9 protein-coding genes are annotated in these 18729 nt (G+C 50.4%); 6 read left to right on the forward strand and 3 right to left on the reverse strand.

Features of this window, described 5'->3' with window-relative positions:
* Positions 1 to 6 precede the first annotated feature (6 nt).
* Positions 7 to 1998 carry a PDZ domain-containing protein gene (locus ACN0YN_RS08015; RefSeq protein WP_417384483.1) on the forward strand — a complete coding sequence of 664 codons (1992 nt, stop codon included), beginning with the start codon at positions 7 to 9 and terminating at the stop codon, positions 1996 to 1998.
* A 68-nt stretch (positions 1999 to 2066) separates the two neighbouring features.
* Here the strand turns inward: ACN0YN_RS08015 and ACN0YN_RS08020 are convergent, their stop codons facing one another.
* The 3 genes from ACN0YN_RS08020 to ACN0YN_RS08030 all read right to left on the reverse strand — a co-directional run bounded on the left by ACN0YN_RS08020 (position 2067) and on the right by ACN0YN_RS08030 (position 13133).
* The gene (locus ACN0YN_RS08020; protein ID WP_417384484.1) at positions 2067 to 8720 is read right to left on the reverse strand and encodes a hypothetical protein; all 6654 of its coding nucleotides are present in this window, start codon (positions 8718 to 8720) and stop codon (positions 2067 to 2069) included.
* Positions 8717 to 12127: a hypothetical protein gene (locus tag ACN0YN_RS08025; RefSeq protein WP_417384485.1), complete on the reverse strand. Its 3411-nt coding sequence runs from the start codon at positions 12125 to 12127 to the stop codon at positions 8717 to 8719. The genes ACN0YN_RS08020 and ACN0YN_RS08025 overlap by 4 nt, the downstream gene beginning before the upstream one ends.
* Before the next feature lie 220 nt (positions 12128 to 12347).
* Entirely contained in the window at positions 12348 to 13133 is a 786-nt protein-coding gene (locus tag ACN0YN_RS08030; RefSeq protein ID WP_417384486.1) for an inositol monophosphatase family protein, read from the reverse strand.
* Positions 13134 to 13757: 624 nt separating this feature from the next.
* On the opposite strand from ACN0YN_RS08030, the gene ACN0YN_RS08035 reads away from it, so the two are divergent.
* The 5 genes from ACN0YN_RS08035 to ACN0YN_RS08055 all read left to right on the forward strand — a co-directional run bounded on the left by ACN0YN_RS08035 (position 13758) and on the right by ACN0YN_RS08055 (position 18727).
* Positions 13758 to 14324 carry an A24 family peptidase gene (locus ACN0YN_RS08035; RefSeq protein WP_417384487.1) on the forward strand — a complete coding sequence of 189 codons (567 nt, stop codon included), beginning with the start codon at positions 13758 to 13760 and terminating at the stop codon, positions 14322 to 14324.
* A gap of 55 nt (positions 14325 to 14379) precedes the next feature.
* Positions 14380 to 14796 (forward strand): TadE/TadG family type IV pilus assembly protein, encoded by a 417-nt coding sequence (locus tag ACN0YN_RS08040; protein ID WP_417384488.1) that lies wholly within the window; start codon positions 14380 to 14382, stop codon positions 14794 to 14796.
* A gap of 130 nt (positions 14797 to 14926) precedes the next feature.
* Positions 14927 to 16030, forward strand: coding sequence for a Flp pilus assembly protein CpaB (gene cpaB / locus ACN0YN_RS08045; protein WP_417384489.1), 1104 nt, complete (start codon positions 14927 to 14929; stop codon positions 16028 to 16030).
* 61 nt (positions 16031 to 16091) lie between these two features.
* Complete coding sequence (locus ACN0YN_RS08050) at positions 16092 to 17351, forward strand: hypothetical protein (RefSeq protein WP_417384490.1); 1260 nt, start codon at positions 16092 to 16094, stop codon at positions 17349 to 17351.
* 14 nt (positions 17352 to 17365) lie between these two features.
* Entirely contained in the window at positions 17366 to 18727 is a 1362-nt protein-coding gene (locus ACN0YN_RS08055) for a CpaF family protein (RefSeq protein WP_417384491.1), read from the forward strand.
* Positions 18728 to 18729: the final 2 nt, after the last annotated feature.

Here is an 18729-nt window from a genome sequence, read left to right on the forward strand (position 1 = left end):
ACTAATATGAGCAACTTTTTCCGTTTACTGACATTGGGGCTGGTATTGTCTGGTCCGCTGAATTTACTCCCGGCACAGTCTCCGGCTCCCAATCTGGAAATTCTGGAAGAACGCGCTTTTAAACAGGCTGCCGCTTTCGTTAACCCCTCGATTGTCAGGATTGAAACTGTCGGGGGACAGGATCGCGTCGGTAAGCTCATCACAGGTACCGGCCCGACCTCCGGAGTCGTTGTCAGCCGTGACGGACTGATTATATCCAGCGCCTTTAATTTTATCGGCAGCCCCTCTTCCATCCTGGTGACGTTACCCGACGGTCGTCGTTTTCCAGCTCAGAATGTCGCCACGGACCATCTGAAAATGCTGACGCTGCTGAAAATTGATGCGCAGAACCTGCCGGTACCGCTCGCGATTCCGGAGAATGAAATCCAGGTCGGCATGTGGTCGATTGCTCTGGGACGCACCTTTGATCTGGATCAACCCAGCATCTCTGTGGGCATCGTGAGTGCACTCGAGCGGATCTGGGGCAAAGCGATTCAGACCGATGCGAAGATTTCTCCCGTCAATTATGGCGGCCCGCTGGTAGACATCAATGGGCGCGTGATGGGGATTCTGGTCCCGCTCTCTCCCGGTGCGTCGGCGGAAACGGCGGGCGTGGAATGGTATGACTCGGGGATCGGGTTTGCCATTCCCATGTCGGATGTTCTCAAAATCATTCCCCGTCTGAATACGGGTAAAGATCTTTATCCAGGCCTGTTGGGAATCACGTTAACCGGCCAGGGGGATCTGTCCACCGACATGAAGCTTGACCGTGTTCGCTACGGAAGCCCGGCCCAGGAAGCAGGTGTTAAAACAGGAGACACCATTACTCAACTGGATGGCAAAGCCGTCGCCATGCATTCAGAGGTAAAACAGGTACTGATGAATAAGTATGCGGGTGATACCGTCAGCCTCGTGGTGAAGCGGGAAGGCTCCGCTGATCCCCTCTCTTTTAAAGCCACCATGGTAGAAAAACTGGTCCCGTTCGAATCGGGATTCCTGGGGATTCTGCCGCAACGGGCTTCCATCGATGAGGTTGAAGCAGGCGTTGGCATCCGGTTTGTGTTTTCGAAATCAGCGGCAGCGGAAGCCGGCCTCAAACCACAGGATCGGATACTGGAATTCAACCAGCAGAAAGTTGCTGATCCCGGCGCGCTGGCTCTGCTGGTAAATCATTTACGTCCGGGGGAGACAGCAGAGCTCTTGATTTCACGGGACAAAAAAGAGCAGACCGTCAAAGTCAAATTACAGTCCACTCCCAATACGGTGGAAGCGGAACTGCCTACACAGGCACTTCCGTCCCGCACTGCTGCAGAAAACCAGAAAGAGAAGATTAAAACGGGACACCTCAAAGAAGAACTCCCCGGTTCTGAGTCGACTTTCTGGGCTTATGTTCCGGAGAATTACAATCCCGATTTTGAATACGGGTTAATGGTCTGGATTCACCCCCCGGGAAATACCATGGAATCGACCATCTTCAAAGAATGGAAGAGTATCTGTGAACAACGCGGAATTATCATCGTGGGTCCCACCGCTCAGGATATCATCCGCTGGAACCGGGATGAGACGGAATTCGTCAAAGAAGTGGTTGAATTAATGCAGAAGCGATACCAGATCGATCAGACGCGCATCTTTCTTCTCAGCCATAGCGATGGCAGTGAATTTGCGTTTGACCTGGCTTTTAAATATCGGGACCTGTTTCGTGGCGTTGCCGTTTCCGAAGCGTCGCTCAAAAATAAACCACCGGAAACAGATCCTGACTATCCATTAAGCATGCTGTTCGTCCTGAATGCTGCCAACCCGCTGAATCAGTTACTGCAGCCCAAAATTGAAGCGATTCGAGAGATGAATTATCCCACCGTCTTCGAATTAATCAAAATCGAGAATCCCGCGGAACAGTATCTGGAGAGATCGACTCTGGAGATCATCGGTCGCTGGGCAGACAGCCTGGACCGGATTTAATCATCAGCCAATGTCATCAGACAGTTGCCATGGATATCAGGCAGTCTCAGTTCCCAGAAGATATGAGCTTACTCATGACCGGTAGAACTGTTCATCACTGACTGTTGTTCTAAAGTCGACAGATCCTGTTTCTGCCTGACAGCCATGACTACGGAAACGGCGATGATAATCATCCCGATCAATTCCGGCGAGAGAAACAGAATCCACATCAGCCCCAGAGATAACAGAGCAAACGCAGGGTGTGTATTGAGCCAGTCGGCAGACCGCGATTGTATGATTTTTCCCAGGATCGGGAGCAATATCAGCAGGCCGACCAGCGCCAGCAGCAGATTCAGATAAAGGTCAGGAATTACCCAGGCAGAGAGCGTTTCTTCTTCGGGTTCGAAGGGCCCCTTCCTGGCAAAGTAATGCACCTTCTTTTGACCTACCGGCTTTAGTTTCTGTTGAAACTGAGCGAAAAAGGAAGGCGTCGGTAAAATATCATCGTCACCAGATCTGACATATTGCTTGAACACAAACACGCGATCCTTTAAGGCTGCAAAACGATTCAACGTCTCGCTGATTCCCTGCCGGTTCAGATCGGGATCGGCCACAATCGTTTCCAGCTGCTTCAGCGATTTTAGAATGGCCTGCCAGACAGGTTGCGAAACATTACTCTGGTCGGCCAGTTCGAGTTCGACCTCTGCGATTTTCAGTTCTGCTTCCAGCTGATCTGCAAAGTAGGAAAAGGCAGTAACCTCCTGGGAGAGAAATGTCCGATGGTGATTCGAGGAAATAATCTGAATTAAATTATGAGTCAGCGGAAAGTTTACAGGTTGTGGTACCTGCAACCAGGCCTTTTCCAGAAAATATTCGTGATCGATCTGATATGACTCCCAGAAGAGAGTCAGCTCATAAAATTTAGGGCCCCCGTTCAACGGAATCGATAAGGTTCCGTCTTTCTGTTCAATTGAAGTATCATTTTCACCATTGACCAGTACGGCCATTAACTTCGTCTTTGCAGGCCATTTTATTTCGAGAGAGCGACTGGTCTGGTTAAACAGTTTCATCTGAGTCAGACCATGAATCACTTCCGGATTACTTAAGATGATTTCTGATTCCATGTAAGGAATGAACTCTTCACTTGCGACATCAGTGTCGCTCAACGTCGAAATCAATTTCCAGGGTTTGTTACCGGTAAGATAAACGCGTTCCTGACTGAAATCGGGAGAGATGTCACAGCGTGCCTGAACCCAGTCCGGAACCTTATCCGGCTGAATTGTCTTTCGTTTCTTTTTATCAGCCAGCTGAAAATCCAGCTGAGAGGATAACAACAGGTACTGCTTCTGAAGTTTGGCATTTTCCAGAGTGACAGGAGCAATGGTCAGTTCATGAGCCGGTTTCAACAGTGTCGCTCTTACAGAAATAATTTTTTCTTTTGTTCTTGAGTCTGGTGGCTGTAAATGAACCAGCAGAGATCCATCTGGGGATTGACCCGACATTTCAAAAGGCATGCCGTCAATGGAATAGTTCTCAGCATACTCTTTTGGAATGAGCATCGTGATCGGCATTTCCTGATCGGGGATCGAAAACCGTAAAGTCTGTGTGACCTCAATTCTCTGGTCTTCGAGCGAATCCACCATTGTCAGCGAATCTACGGTGATCAGCATATTGTGTGGTTTGATAGAAAGATCGATCACATCACTCTTGGAATCGATCGCCTGAAAACGACCAACGGCAGTAAGATGCTCAACCGAAACCGGCTGGGCCGTATCTCCCTGCACCCGACGAAAATCGGGTGAGGTTAATTTGACTTCTATTTGAGGTTTCTGATAAAGAGTCAGCTGAGAATCTTCAATTTTCGTCTGATCGATCTGGATCCCCGGTATTTTCAGATCCCCCATACTGCGAACGGGCAACCATCCCTTCAACGTCAGATCCTGTAATCCTGATGTTTTGTTTTTCAGGAACAGAGTGATCTGATTCCCGGCACGATGCCAGTGTGCCAGGCGTTCCACATCCTCTTCTTTCACAGAAAGGGATTCGATGCGGAGCGCAGCCGGTACGGTGAGGACGTGCCGAAATGCAGGTGCCTGACTGATACGCAATTCTGCCGAAAAGGTCCAGTCGATACTCTTCTGATTAATGACCAGGGACTGGTTGATTCGGGCAGAGCGATCCGGGTTTTTCGCTTTCAGAACGAGAGAAATGGGAGCGGGCTGATTCATCTGAAACAGCAGCGTCGCTGACTTCAAAATATTATCCTCTGGCTGCCGCCCCGGCGTTTTAGCAGAGATCGAAGTCACCCCGTCCGGCAAAACTCCCGTCTGTTCCACTTCGAATTCCGGTCCGGTCCTGACACCAATCTGCTGCGAGGTAATTTTGATCGTTACATTCTGTGAATCAATATTATCCGATCCGAAATAAACCGGTGGAATCGTGACTTCTTTCAGGGAATCATCAGAAGGAAATTCGAAAACGGCATTGATGATAAATTCACCTGATTTGGACTCTGATAATTCCAGCAGCAGATCTTCATATTTACGATCGGCTGTGGGATGCAATGCTGGAATGACCGAAACACCAGGTGAGCTCACACTGCGGACAATCATGCCAGCAGGCAGCTTCCAGGAAAGATAATCTACTTTTCCATTCAGAACATTGTATTTCACCTGTGCATCCAGGCGTGTCATTGAGGAAGAAACGTCCGCGTTGATGAGGATCGCTGCTTCGAGATTGAGAGGACTGACTTCCGAACTTTGACCCGTAAACCATTTCACCTTCAGCTGCGTATTTTCTTTCAGATAGGTCGAAAAGTGCTTCTGTCCCGACAGCTGATATCGTGAGCTGCCTGTACTTTCGGAAAGCTCGACCAGTTGAACCGCATCATGGAAGTCAAACGAGAAATAATTCGTGGACAGCGCAGGAATCGAAAGTTCGAACTGACCACTGCCAGCACTGAGTTTGACCGCAGGATGCAGGATCAGTTCAATGTGATGATCCTGATACGAATACTCGAAAACAGGTTTCCGTGCCTCAACAGATTCGTTTTGATCTGCAGAGACAGGGGGAATTTCACCCAACTGATTACTGACATTCACGAGGATACTCTTACCATCTGCAGCCAGTAATACCGGCACCACTTTACCATCAACGCGACAGGAATCCGGTCCGCTGAGGTTCCCCCCATTGATGGGCAGTTGAATGGTTGAGGACGTTTTAGCAATGGGAATTTTCACCCGGAAGTCTGCCTTGACTGTCAGTAACTGATTGTCACGGATCTCCCCTGCATACTCGGCGGAAGTAAGCAGGTAATCTGGCTGCTCAGGCTCCGCAACAAATTCTTCCAGTGTCTGCAGTAAAGCTGGTGTCATATATGCGAACGATTCTGAACCAACGCGGGCACTGTCAGGTAACAGAACATATTCAGTCCGAACCGCCGCCATCTGATTTCCGCCTGTGGATAAACTGGTCACTGGTGAAGTTTGCGCATAACCTGTGGCCGTGATCCCCAGCAAACCAGCCAGCAGCATGCGTGCTGGAATGGAAAGTGAGGATACGGAATGCTGATAGGCTTTGGTACTTTCATCTTCAATCTGTCGGGGGACTTCCTGCCTGAGAAACCGGCGGGGAATCAGCAGAACAATCAAAATCCCTGCCAGACAGCTGCCGGAGATTTCAGCCCAGGCAAAAGGAAAGACCCATGAGAGGATTACGGAAATCAGAATTCCCATAATACATAGTTTATCGCGTCCCTTTACATCCCCGACTCGCAGCAGCAGACCAGCGGTTAGCGTCAGCAGCAGGACGATCCAGGAAAAAAGGCGGACATTCCCAGCGTTGGCAATTTCAAGAACACCTGACTTTACAGGAAATAAAACAATGGCATTCCACTCTGTTCGATTGAAGCCCTGATCTTGATTTGGTTTTCCCAGGACGCCTAGAAAACGGCGGGTGAGGGATTCTTCAGGTAGCGCCTGCTGCAAAACCATATTGCGTGGGCCATCCACCAGGTGCGTTCCTGCAGGCAGCACAAACTTCCATTCAGTTTCCAGGACCCGCTGGCTGATTTGAGGAAACGGAACCTGTCGTGTCGTTGTCAGAAAGTCAGAGCTGGAACTGGTCTGATACTGTATCGTTATCTGATAAGAGTCCAACTGGTCAAACAGGGGAATCAGAAACTGCTTCTCAGCTTCCACCGGAGTAATTCGTCGTCCATTGACGGTTGTCGAAATCAGCTTTACCTGTCCTGGAAAACGAAAGAGAAATTTATCATCAAATGTTTTGGAGAGATCGAGTGAGATCGCAGCTTCATGCACATCCGGCTCTCCGTTGCCGTGCCCGAACCGGGAATGAATTTTGACGGTAGCCGTTCCCTGATCCAGACTGTTTTCCGGCATTTCAGAAGAACGGGTTATGGTCAATGCCCCCAGCGGTTGTTGATATTCCCATTCATAATTGCGCTGGTTGCGGGGAAAACCGGATCTGTCCTTGATGTCTGGTGGGAGCAGGAGCCCTTCTGTCTTCATTCTTAAATTGAGTTCATTGGAATTCAGTACCCGCACGATTCCCTGAAAAGGCTGTGCCTGAGGTGCATAGACCAATGAAGCCCGGACTGTCTTTAGAAATGGTCTGGTCCGTTCGCCTCGGATCTCGAGCTCTTTAAAGACAGGAGCCGGGAAGGAAAGTTCCCACAGTTCTCCCAGATTGGGAAGGTACCACTTTTGATGTTCGGAAACAGGTAATTTCTGAATTTTGAGTTTTGCCTGCAGGTTGCTGTCAGAAGGCAAAGTCCATTCCAGCGGGTTTCCCTCTTCAGTCAGATAAACCATAACACGTTGAATTCCCCTGGCCGGTGGCACGCAATTCAGGATGTAATTTTCCTGAATCAGGTCATCATTCAGGGCCAGGTACGTGCTCGCATTCACCTGAAATGTCTGTTCTGTGCTGGATAACCTGAGGCTTCCCCAGCGGGCTCCGGAGTAGGGAGAGAGATGATAGAACCGGGAGTTTTCCTGCAGGCCTGCGGGAAACTTCCAGTTTTTAGGTAATTCGCTGGCAGTCAGATCTTCCACTTCTTTATCAGGATCAAACTGTAAAGCTAACTGCTTCGGTGCCGACAGTTCCAGAATTCGATCAACGCTGCTGCACCCCAGCGGCCTGATACCCGAAAGCTCAATCTGACGATTGGATACCGGCACCAGTCGGCGCGCCTGGATTTCCAGAGTAAAAGGAGATTCGGGAGACACGGATACGGGTAAGCGAATACTCAACTTCTGCTGTTTATCAGCTTGTTCAACATCCCATAAAATAGCAGCGGACTGTGTCTCAGCCGGACTGCTGACCTGGGTAATTTCCCAGCCTGAAGGAATCATCGATTCCAGCCGGTACGTCGAACCTGCCGCAGACGACCAGTGAATCCGAGAAGTCAGTTTCCAGGCTTTCTCTTCCACCTGGATCAGACTGTGAACGCGTGCTGAAAGATTCAAGTCCGGCAATGCCAGACGATAGACCAGTCTGGCATCGGGGGCATACTGCTTGAAGTCATAGGCTTCCCCCTGCTCTTCCTGAATCAGCACCCCCGTCTGCCTCAAGTCCGTGAAACTGAGCGCATGCGTTTCCAGAGGTGAAGTAATATCGAGATGAATCGTACCACCAAGAAAATGTGCCTGCTGCAGTTTGAGCCTGGGAATGGTGATCGCCGAATCCAGCGATGGCGACGCCAGCGCACGAACGGACAAGGGACGACCGATGCCAATCAGCGGATCGATCAAATCGACGGTCATCAGAGTTTTATCTTTGGACTTTTTGATTTCAAAAGGGAGCGCCAGATCATTCCCCAGTGTGACTGAGTAAATGTCGTATTCAGCAGGAGCCGAAAACACCAGTTTCTGGACGGGTGTGTTGAGCACCTCAATCTGGAAATCTTCCCTCAGGCGTAACCCGTCTTCACGAATACCCGCCTGGGCAAACTGGTGATAGAGAATTTGAGTTGGTCTGTTTTTGAGTTTTTCTGCCTGGTGAATGATCGCCTGAAACTGAGACTGTCCGCCCAGTTCGACCTGCCAGAGATCGTATTTCGAATCTTTGATCTGACGGGGACCTGTCACATAGCCGACCGATGTTGTTAAAAACATGCCTCGTGGCAGTTTCAGCTCGACGCGAGAGACGACGGTCTCTGGTAACTGAAATACAAATTCGGTTCTTTGAGGAAGCTGACGTCCTTTGAGACTCCATTTCCCAGTGAGTGCTTCCCCGAAATGATCAACCAGCAGAAGAGATTTCTGATCGGGAGCCAGCCCCCAGACAGCATCCTGGTTCCCCCATTTCAATTCGTGTACCGCCAGATTCAATTTGGAAAGATCGATAAAACCAGGCTCATTACGGGAACAGTGCATGACATACTTCAGTTCTCCGTCAACCAGTTGATCCCCCTGGAGCGTAGCAGCATAGGTTGCCTCCTGGATCCAGGAATTGGGTGGCGTGTTTTTCTTGAGTAGCGCCGCCTTTTTCAGGAGCTGATATTTTTTGAGTGGAACGGGAAACCAGTTTCCTTCAGGCCAGCTGGAAGTATCACTGCCGGAAACACTGGTTTCTTCGATTCGCAGCGTGGGTGACAGCTCCCAGACCGGATTGTCTGCGGCTGAGACGACTGCTGGCTGGAGCAGACTGCAGAGCCAGGAGATGCAGAATCCGTAGACCAGTACATTCCGGAAACAGCTGGTACGTCGTTTCCCCTTCATCGATTCGCCCCGGCTTCTGACGACGAAACGGGTTTTTCAACCACTTCAGAACCGGGCCGGACCGCGGTGATATCTTCAGGATCGACTTCCGAAGGTCGAATCCGCTCTGCAATTGACGGTGGCGGAATAAAATCGCTGGGTGCAGACATCGTCAACAGTTTCGATTCGCGACGCTTCCTGGAGGTTCCATTGATCATCGCTGCCACAACTGCCAGCAGTAATCCAAATACAGCAGGTTGCAGCAGGACTTCTACGGGAGCGGTGTACCAGAGCGCGACAGCCGAGACGGCAGTCACCATCAGCAGCAGAACCAGCGCACTGCGGAGTGCGGAGATGCTCATTAAAATGAAACCCAGCAGTAAAGCCGTTCCAGCCCCGATGAAAACGATCATGGAACGCGACAATGCCCGAAACTGCATCGTTGTTGCCGGTCCCAGACGATAGAACTGATAGTCGTTCACGCCCAGAAATTCGTCGGACTGCGGAGGCGAATTCTTGAGTGCCACCGGCAATTCGTCCTGGCCGTAAAACTGTCGAGACCAGAAGACTCCCTGATTTTCCCAGCGAAACTGAGGCGTGTATCCGACAGGAATCGTAAATAAATGCTGATTGTTAGGCAGGCTGATTTTCCACATCGTCTTTTCAATCCACAGATTGTCCGCGAATTCAGCGGCTGCTACCGTCATTGGTTGAAACTGTGAATCGCGCTGATGTTTTGTGGAACCGTAGTCGATGGTCAGGATATTCTGATCATTTTCTTTTTCTTTGGGAGCAGGGAGGATGAGCTGATACTCCTGAGTCTTCCCCTGCTGCAGACTGCCGGTCACACGCTGGTCATTCCACCAGATGTCATCGATCTTGATTGCAGCATCTTCCGGCATGCGGAAGGTTAACGTTCTGGGAGAAACCGGAAATTCATACTGTGCCCGCGCCTGGTAGGAACCTGTCAAATCCAGGCTGCACTGAATCCAGGCCTGACTGATCGAATAGGCAAACAGTGAGCCGGACTCATTTTTATTCAGTTTGAGGCTGATATCCGCCTTGGGATCGACGGCTCTCCAGAAAGCGTTATTATTCATCGCCAGCTGCTGCTGCCAGGCGGCATCCAGGCTTTCAATCTCCAGATACTGGGCATCTTCATCATCCATCAGAGAGAGTTCAAACTGGCTCTCGGAAAACGGAACGTCGTCTGAACGAATCAGTGGTACGTGGAGTTCATTGGGAGATTTTTGCGGCAATAAATAGACCGCCGTGATTTTCACAGGCCCCAGTTTTTTGCTGCGCAAAGAGAGCCGGGCATTTTGCACGAGATCGGTTTCATCAGAAGTCCAGGTTGGTACCAGCGGATTCTGTTCATTATCCAGATAGAAATTGACTCGATTTTTTAATGCCAGAGGCACGCGTAATCTGATCTCAGACAGTGGTTCATATTCAATCAGATACTGGATGTCCTGTTCCACCCGCATCTCCGCACTTTCGATTTCCAGCAGTGCAGAACTGGTAGCCGTAATCTCCTGATTGTGAATCGAAACGACAGCCGAGAACTCGTTGACACCCGGTTGAATCTGATATTCACTTTTACGCAGGTTCATGACTTCGACGGGCAGCGTAAACTGTCCTCCCTGCGCGACCGGAGTGGTGAGTACCTGGGTTTTAGGAGAAGGAGTCAGATCTGTCACAACGTTGGTATCATTCACGAGGACCAGTGAAGTCGGAGACAGGCTGGGTGCTTTGATTTCCGGCAGAGTAAAGTTGAACGGCTCCTGGTCCGCAATGACGGGACGACGCGCGCGGAATGTAATTTCAAACTCACCCTTGGATCGTTTCAGGAGGTTGATGTTGATGCGCCCCGGCTGCGAGGGATCTATCTCAATCGCTTCCGTTAACGATGGTTCCTGCATGAGTTCCAGTTCCCACCCCTCTTTCACTCGATCCTGCCAGTTCAGAGTCACCCGATCCAGGGCCCCCTGGAAGACATTGATCTGCACGCGTGCTTCCAGTTCGGCTCGGTTACCAAACATCTGCACCAGATAAAATGGCCGGGCGGAAAAATAGGGTTTGACGCGTTCGATATTTAAAGGCAGCTGAAATGGCTGGTTTAGAAAGCGATAGGAGCTGTCCAGATCTTTCTGGTTTGCTTTAATCTGATAGACAGATCGATTCTGACCTTCTGTACGGAAAATCCGGTAGCCGTCCAGAGTCTGGATATCAATCAATCCGGTCTGACGCTTGGCGCGACTGACTTCAAATCCGTCAATCAGAAATTCGCCCTTGTCTTCGGGAAAATCCCGCTCCAGTGTCCACTGCAATTCGATGGGTCCGACCGTCGGTTCGATCAATGAAACATCGACAACGTTATCCTTGAGCAGCTGATGACTCTTATAACCTTCGCACTTCACATCCAGCAGCCGGAATGACTGAGGCAATTTGACCTGCACGGTCTGAAAGCTGCCCGTCAACGCTTTGATCGATTGGGAAGCATTGAGCAGTACTGAGTCGGAAGTAAAATCGGTCGTCAGACGTGTCTCTGCCTGCAGAACCGTTTCGACTTTCTTCTCGTCGGGAATGGGCTGCCATGAAAGATCCAGCTGATCACCCAGCCCGAACATTTCCACCAGACTCTGATCGTTTGAGATTGCTTTTTTAGAAACCGCCACACCCGTTGGTACTTCCAGGCTGACCTGGGGCAGCGGAATGGTCAGCTTTAAATTACTGACTGCCGTCTGTGGCAGTACGAGTTGCAGACGCCGGGAAGGAAGTTGCTGCTTGAGTGAGACGCTCACGGTCAGATTCAGTTCGTGTGTGCCTTTACCCTGGAACCACCAGAGATAACCTTCGGTTCGATTAAAGCCTCCCGGGCTCGATTCCCCCTCCCCCTTGTAACTGGTTTTGAGAAAGATCGATTCATTCAGTTTGATGGGGACCCGAATCCACTGTTTTTCTTCATTGATCAACACTACGATCCGCACATCGAGAACGGCCCGGTCCTCTTTGATCGTTCCATCGAGTGAAATGGAAGAGACAGCATAAGCGGGCGAGCGTTCGACCTGGGTATCCTGCTTCTGCTTGAGATACTCCAGAATCTGATCCAGGCTGAGATTGGGCAGAGGAAAATACTGACCATCTTCGCCTTTAATATAGACATCCCGCTTTGCAGTACCATTGATGTTCTGTTTGAATTCGCCGTCGGGCGGCTGAGGAACGACGACGTTACCACTTACCGGGGGTTGCGCCGACTTGTCTGGAATCAGGGGTGCTTCGTTTTTTCGCTCGCTACCGGGCTGTTGACTGTTAGTTTCCGGTTGAGCTGACTGGGCATAAAGGGAGTCGCACGTACCTCCCGCGCAGAACAGAAACAGCAAGACCAATCCCAGTGAGACTGAGATGAAACGTGCAAGATATGACATAATTGTAAATAGAACCCAGTTTTAGGGAACAGATAACATCTGATTGAATTCGACCACCGGACTGATCCCGAGCAAGGTAATCTGAATTCTTAACTGACAGTTTCCTGACAGACTCAAAACATATCCTTATGTATACAACCCGACCCTGTCTGTGTTTTTTATCACTGCTTCTATCATACGTCGTATTTTGGGCACATTAAAGAAGGAATCTCGAAGCTGACTAAAAAAGCGGATCAGTTAATAATGACTGCAGGGCCACATGAATATTTGTGCCATTCGTGGCCAGAATACTGGGAATTTCAATGGAAAAATCGGCATTTTCGATCGAAGTGACAGCACCCCCTGCTTCCCGGCAGATGAGAACACCCGCTGCCATATCCCAGGGTTTGAGATTACTGGACCAGTAGCCTTCAATCCGGCCGGCTGCCACGTAGCATAAATTCAACGCTGCAGAGCCTGTGCGCTGCAGTGTCTGCGACTCGGGCAGCACACGCAAAAACCGGTCGATGGCGACATCCCGCCCTGTCACTCCCACCGGTAAACTGGCCACCAGCATCGCCTGATCAAGTGTAAGAATGCGTGATGGTGCAATGGGTGCTCCATTTAATGTGGCCCCGCGCCCCTGAAATGCAGAGAACATTTCATCGCGATTCGGGTCATAAACGACCCCCAGCACCAGTTCCCCCTGGTATTCGAGTCCGATCGAGACACAGTAATAGGGGAAACCGTGCACGTAATTGGAAGTCCCGTCCAGAGGATCAATGACCCAGCGATATTCGGAATCGCCGTCCTGCCGGTTCAAACCTTCTTCCCCTAACATGTTATGTTCGGGATAGCATTCGCTGATATGATTTAAAATCGCTTTTTGTGACGCGAAATCTGCATCAGTCACCAGATCGGCCCGGCCCTTTTCCGAGACCCGGAATTCGTCGATCCAGTCCAGCAGACATTTGGCCCCCTGCCGGGCAGCCGTTTCAGCAACATCAAGTAATTCTGTTGAATTCAAAACGTATCCTTCCTTGAAACACCCGTAATCTCTCTGCGTGATGCATGAGCGTCTGTGTCCGTAATCAGTCTGATGCGCGGAAACAGATAACCAGAGAAAATCCCCCGGTCTGGTCTGGCTCTGCGGATCATAGCGATTCTCCAGATAAAGCTCATTTTAGGAATCAGGAATCGATGCGTGAACCGTTAACCTCATGAAATCAGAATTCTTTCACCTCTTCACTGAAACTTCAATTCGTCAGGCAGGTCCCGCTCCTCGCTGACAAACGGGCAACACTGACAACAGGTTACACAAAGTATTGGCGCTGAATGCAGACAGTCGGTTTCAGGAAAGCTGCTCTCCCCCCGGGTGAGAATCCCTGTCCCATCGCATTTTATTGATTGTGTCGGTAACAGGAATCGCTCGTATTCTCCCGATGCTGACGGATTTAATTCCCCCTGTTGCGTTTTGAAAACAGTGAATTGGCCGAGGACGCGTTTTTTTTCAGATTGAAAGTATCTGGAGGGAATCGTGAGGTATATTTTCAACACGTGCTGTCAGGTTCAGCATAAATTCACCAGACAACGTACCTGCCCTTATCGGCAGAACTTCCATCACCAGACAGATTGATTGAAAAGAACAGCAATGGATTTTCAGCTCACACAAACTTCACTGTATGTCATGGCGATCAGCGTGGGAATCTTTACGGTTATCGCTGCCATCACAGATTACAAAGCCAGAAAAATCTACAACGTTTTGACGGTTCCCTTCTTCGTATTAGGCATCATTTACCAGCTGGTCTTTAATGGCTGGGAAGGACTGATGTACGGCGGACTGGGTTTCCTGGCAGGTTTTGGCTCCTTCTTTCTGATCTGGATTGTCGGTAGTGGTGCTGCAGGCGACGTGAAAATGATGGGTGCACTCTCGATCTGGCTGGGCTTCAAAGCAACGATTGCCGTCATGATTGTCGGCACGCTGTTTGTATTGATCGGTTCATTTCTGGTTCTCTTCTGGAGTGTGGTCACACGCGGGGCGCGTAAGACTAAAGAAACCTACCTGGCAACCGGCAAGGCGTTGAAGAATAAAAAGAAATACAAACCGGAAACGATGGAACAGAAGCAGAAGCGAGGCCTGATGCCTTTCGCGCTGCCTGTTGTGCTGGCGACCTGGAGTGTCACCACTTGGATGGTGATCAAATCGGTCGTACTTTAAGCCGACAGCCTTCGAGAAACAAAACACCAGAATAACGGTTGAAAGCAATTCTGCGATGAAAGTCAAACGAGTTCAACATAATTCGAAACAGCCAGAACGCCGGGGGTTCCTGAGTATGGAACTCGCGCTGGTGCTGCCGATTTTCGGTATCGTGCTGTTCGCGTTAATCGAATTCACACTTTTGTTTTATGCGCGGGCGGACGTTGTTGAAGCCAGTCGCATCGGTGCCCGACTGGCCACAATGCCGGGCATCACCCAGGAGAATGTCAAACAGGAAGTATTAAAAATTCTGCCTCCCCAGTTGGGGCAAGGCGCGGTCATCCAGACGGAAATGGGAGCACATCCCGGTGACGTCGTGATGGTGGCTGTCAGTATCCCGATGAATCTGGCTTCACCGAATCTGTTGTGGCCTGTGGGATACGACATTAAGGGACAAAATTTGTACTCAGAAACAAGGATGATCAAAGAGTGATTCGTTACGCGAATCTGCTCTTGCCTTGTTGAAATGGAAATATTCGTAAAGCCCTCCGACGATTTAACAGGAGGGGAAACTGGAAGCCGGGCAACCGCTCTGCTTCACCAAGTTACGGGAGATTGATCCGGTGAAAAGCCTGACCCCTGCAAAGGTAACGCTGTTGATGTTTGGCGTCTTCGGCATTCTGATTGCAGCCTATATTGGAAAACGATTACTGGCGGGCAAAGAAGAAGCGCCGCCGGTTGCCACACGAAACATTCCCATGGCGATCAGTGAACTGGAACCAGGCACCCTGGTAACCGATGAGCATCTGGGTCTGGGTCCCATCGCTATCAAAAACCTGAAACCGGAAATGATGACTTCGAATCGTGTTATCGTTGGTCGTATCGTCAAGGAACGCATTCCTGCCGCGACCCCGATTTCCACGGGTCAGTTGTATCCGGCTGGTGAGACACCACCGATCCAGGTTGAACCTGGCATGCGGGCGATTTCCGTACCTCTGGAATCTTCAGTTGATCTGGTCGATGGGCTGATTAAACCGGGTGAGTACGTCGACGTTCACATGACGCCAACTGGCATGAATAATGACAAACGCTTGAATGGCGGGATGACCCTGACCCTGTTTAACGGCGTCCGGGTGATTGCCATCAACCGCAGCTACACGCAAAACAGCAGTTCCCAACGCGGTACGAATGTCACACTGGAACTGACCCCAGAGCAGGCTAATATCATGATCCTGGCACGCGACCGCGGTGAAATCACCATGAGTTACACGCCGGAAGGTAAAGGGGATGGAGGCGTTGCCGTCAGCAGTGCTGAGAAAGCAACCTTGTATGAAATCCTTGGATTGAAGACTCCGGAAAAGCCCAAAGAAGAAGAACCTCCCAAGCCCTTTGTTGTAGAAGGTTATTATGGTTCCACCCGCAGTGTGAATAAATTTGATCGAGATGGTCTTCGAATCGGCGACTACGACAGTTACCGTCGCGGCGGGTCGGGTGGATTTAACTCGGGTGGCTACCTGAATCCTCACTGGGGAAATGGTGGTGGCTATGACAGCGACAGTGGTTCCATCAGTGCCCCTGCCCGTCCTTCAAATTCAAACACTGACTCGAATGGACCAACGGCTCAAAACAATCCAAACTCCGGCTATCCTCAGGGTGGTCCGGGGGGACAGCCTGGTCCTTACGCCCGTTCATTTTCGTTTCCTCAAAACCAGACTGCAGGACGTTAAGGAATCAGGGATTTCATTCCCTGCGTCTGATTTCTGTTATTGAAGACTTAAGTTCAGAATCATGAAACGTGTCCAGAAAATTCCGTTCACAAAATCGCAAGCAATTGCACGCCGGGGGGTGATTACCCCTCTGGCTGCGATTGTACTGCTTGCCGTTATGACGGGCATTGCGCTGATTGTGAATCGGCTCTGGCTGGACGCGGCTTCGCTGGAAGTCACGACCTGCGTGGAGACAGCAGCACTGGCAGCCGGGCATGAAATGGTTTCCGATGAACTCCTGAAAGAAAAACCGGATTATAATCTGCTGATGGAACGGGCAGAAACGTCAGCCAATCAGGCTCTGAAACTGAACACCGTTGCCGGCCAGCAAATCGGAATCAATCTCACCAAAGGCGACAATCTGCTCTTCGGGAAGTTAGTTCCTGTTGAAGAGACAGGGTTGAGGAAGTTCCTGCAGACCGATCACGAGCCGCAGAGCATTCAGATTAAAACACTCAAATCCAGTCGACTGGCGAATCCGGTGGCGGATTTCATGTCGGACCTGACCCACACCGATCTGGGCAGCACCGGCGCACAAATCGAAGCAACACTGGACAATCACGTCGTGGGTGTCCGTCCTTTTGAGAATGTTCCTGTGCCCGCTTATCCCCTGGCGATTTTGAAAAATGACCCGACAGGAAAGCAGACCGAAACCTGGGAACTTCAGATCAATCAGAAACGCGGGAAAGACGAATATCGTTTCAACCCTGAAACGAAAACCGTCAGTCGCGGTTCGGACGGCATCCCGGAAATCATTCTGACCGGAAAACCACGCCGGGGAGAAATCACAGACGCCAACATGCAGCTTCTGGATTTTGGTTCTGATTTAAAATCGAAACCAATCGTTCGGCAGATCCTTTCAGGAATCACCAGAAACGATTTAAAACACTTTCACGGGGAACTGCTGTTCAACGGAAACCCGCTGCCCGTACATTGCAGTCCCGATTTTGAAAATGCGGAACAGGATGCGTTCGAGTCGATGACCGGACAGTGTCGCATCTGTTTTTTATATGACCAGGTCACCGCTTCCAGTCAGAAATATGACGGAACGGCAGACTGCACGAACCTGGTGGCAGGGCGAATCATGTCTGTTAAGAAAATTGAGAATCAGACAATCGAAATCATCCTGCAACCCGGAGTACTCACAACACGTACTGCGATTCTGGCGAAACCGGAATCAGATTCCTCTGCCAGCCAATCCAAACCGGATCTGAAACAGGCGGCAGACACATCAAAACCAGTTACCAATAAATACATTTACAAGCTTTATCTGACCCGTTAAGGGTGGAGAGTTCCATGGTATTACAGAGCGAAACAACCGTAGCCAATCCTAATGCTGATGCGAAAAAAGCCTTCCAGAGGCTCAAGACACAACTGCATCATCAGATGGTGGACGCCATCGACTTTTCCAAGGCGGGAGAACTGCCGGAAGAAGAGTTGCGTATCAAACTGCGTGGCCTGGCAGAGCATCTGTGTATGCAGCAGGACATTGCCCTTGATCAGTCAAACCGCGATATCATGGTTCGGGAAATCCTGGATGAAATTTACGGGTTTGGTCCTCTGGAACCGTTGATGAGTGACCCGGACATCAGCGATGTACTGGTCAACGGAGCCGACCGTGTGTTCGTCGAACGCAATGGTCTGCTGGAAGAGACCGACATCAGTTTTGCTGACGATGAACACTTACTGCAGTTGATCCATCGTCTGGTCGGGCGGGCCGGTCGTCGTATCGATGAAGTTTCTCCGATGGTCGACGCCAAACTTCCCGATGGCTCCCGTCTGAACGCGGTAATTCCTCCACTGGCATTAAAGGGCCCTACTCTTTCGATTCGTCGTTTTCGTACCCAGGCTCTGTTATTTGACGACATGGTCAAAAAAGGATCATTAGCGCCGGATATGGCCCGCTTTCTTGAGATGGCCGTTCACGGGCGTCTCAATATTCTGATCAGTGGTGGTACTGGTGCCGGTAAAACAACGTTGCTGAATAATTTGAGTCGTTACATTTCCAGCAAAGAACGTATTGTGACCATCGAACAGACGGCGGAGCTGCAGCTGCAGCAACCGGACGTCGTTTCCCTGGAAGCCCGTCCTTCCAACATCGAAGGTCAGGGGGAAATCAACCAGCGTGACCTGTTGAAGAACAGTCTGCGAATGCGTCCTGACCGTGTAATCGTCGGGGAATCCCGCGGTGGTGAGGTATTGGAAATGCTGCAGGCGATGAATACGGGTCACGATGGTTCGATGAGTACCGTACACGCCAACGATACCCGCGACGCGCTGGACCGTCTGGAACTGATGATCGCGTTATCAGGTGCCGAGCTTCCGAACTCGATTGCCCGGCGGTATATCGCTTCGGCGGTTCACCTGCTGGTCCACATCAGCCGTCTCCCTAACGGCGAGCGAAAAGTGATGCGTATCTCGGAACTGATCGGTTTTCAGAACGGCGAATACATGGTGGAAGACCTGTTTGTCTTTCGAATTACCGGCGTCGAGAAAAATGGTCACGTGCATGGTGCCTTCTATGCTACCGGCCATCATCCCGTCGCGATGAACTGGTTAACACAGACGAACTTCGACGACTGCGAAGCGCTGTTCCACGCCCGTGAACTGAAACTCACCGATAACAGTCAATCAGATCAACAGGATGGACAGGAGTAATC

It is taken from the genome of Gimesia sp., assembly GCF_048260065.1.
In the GTDB taxonomy this organism is placed as follows: Bacteria; Planctomycetota; Planctomycetia; order Planctomycetales; family Planctomycetaceae; genus Gimesia.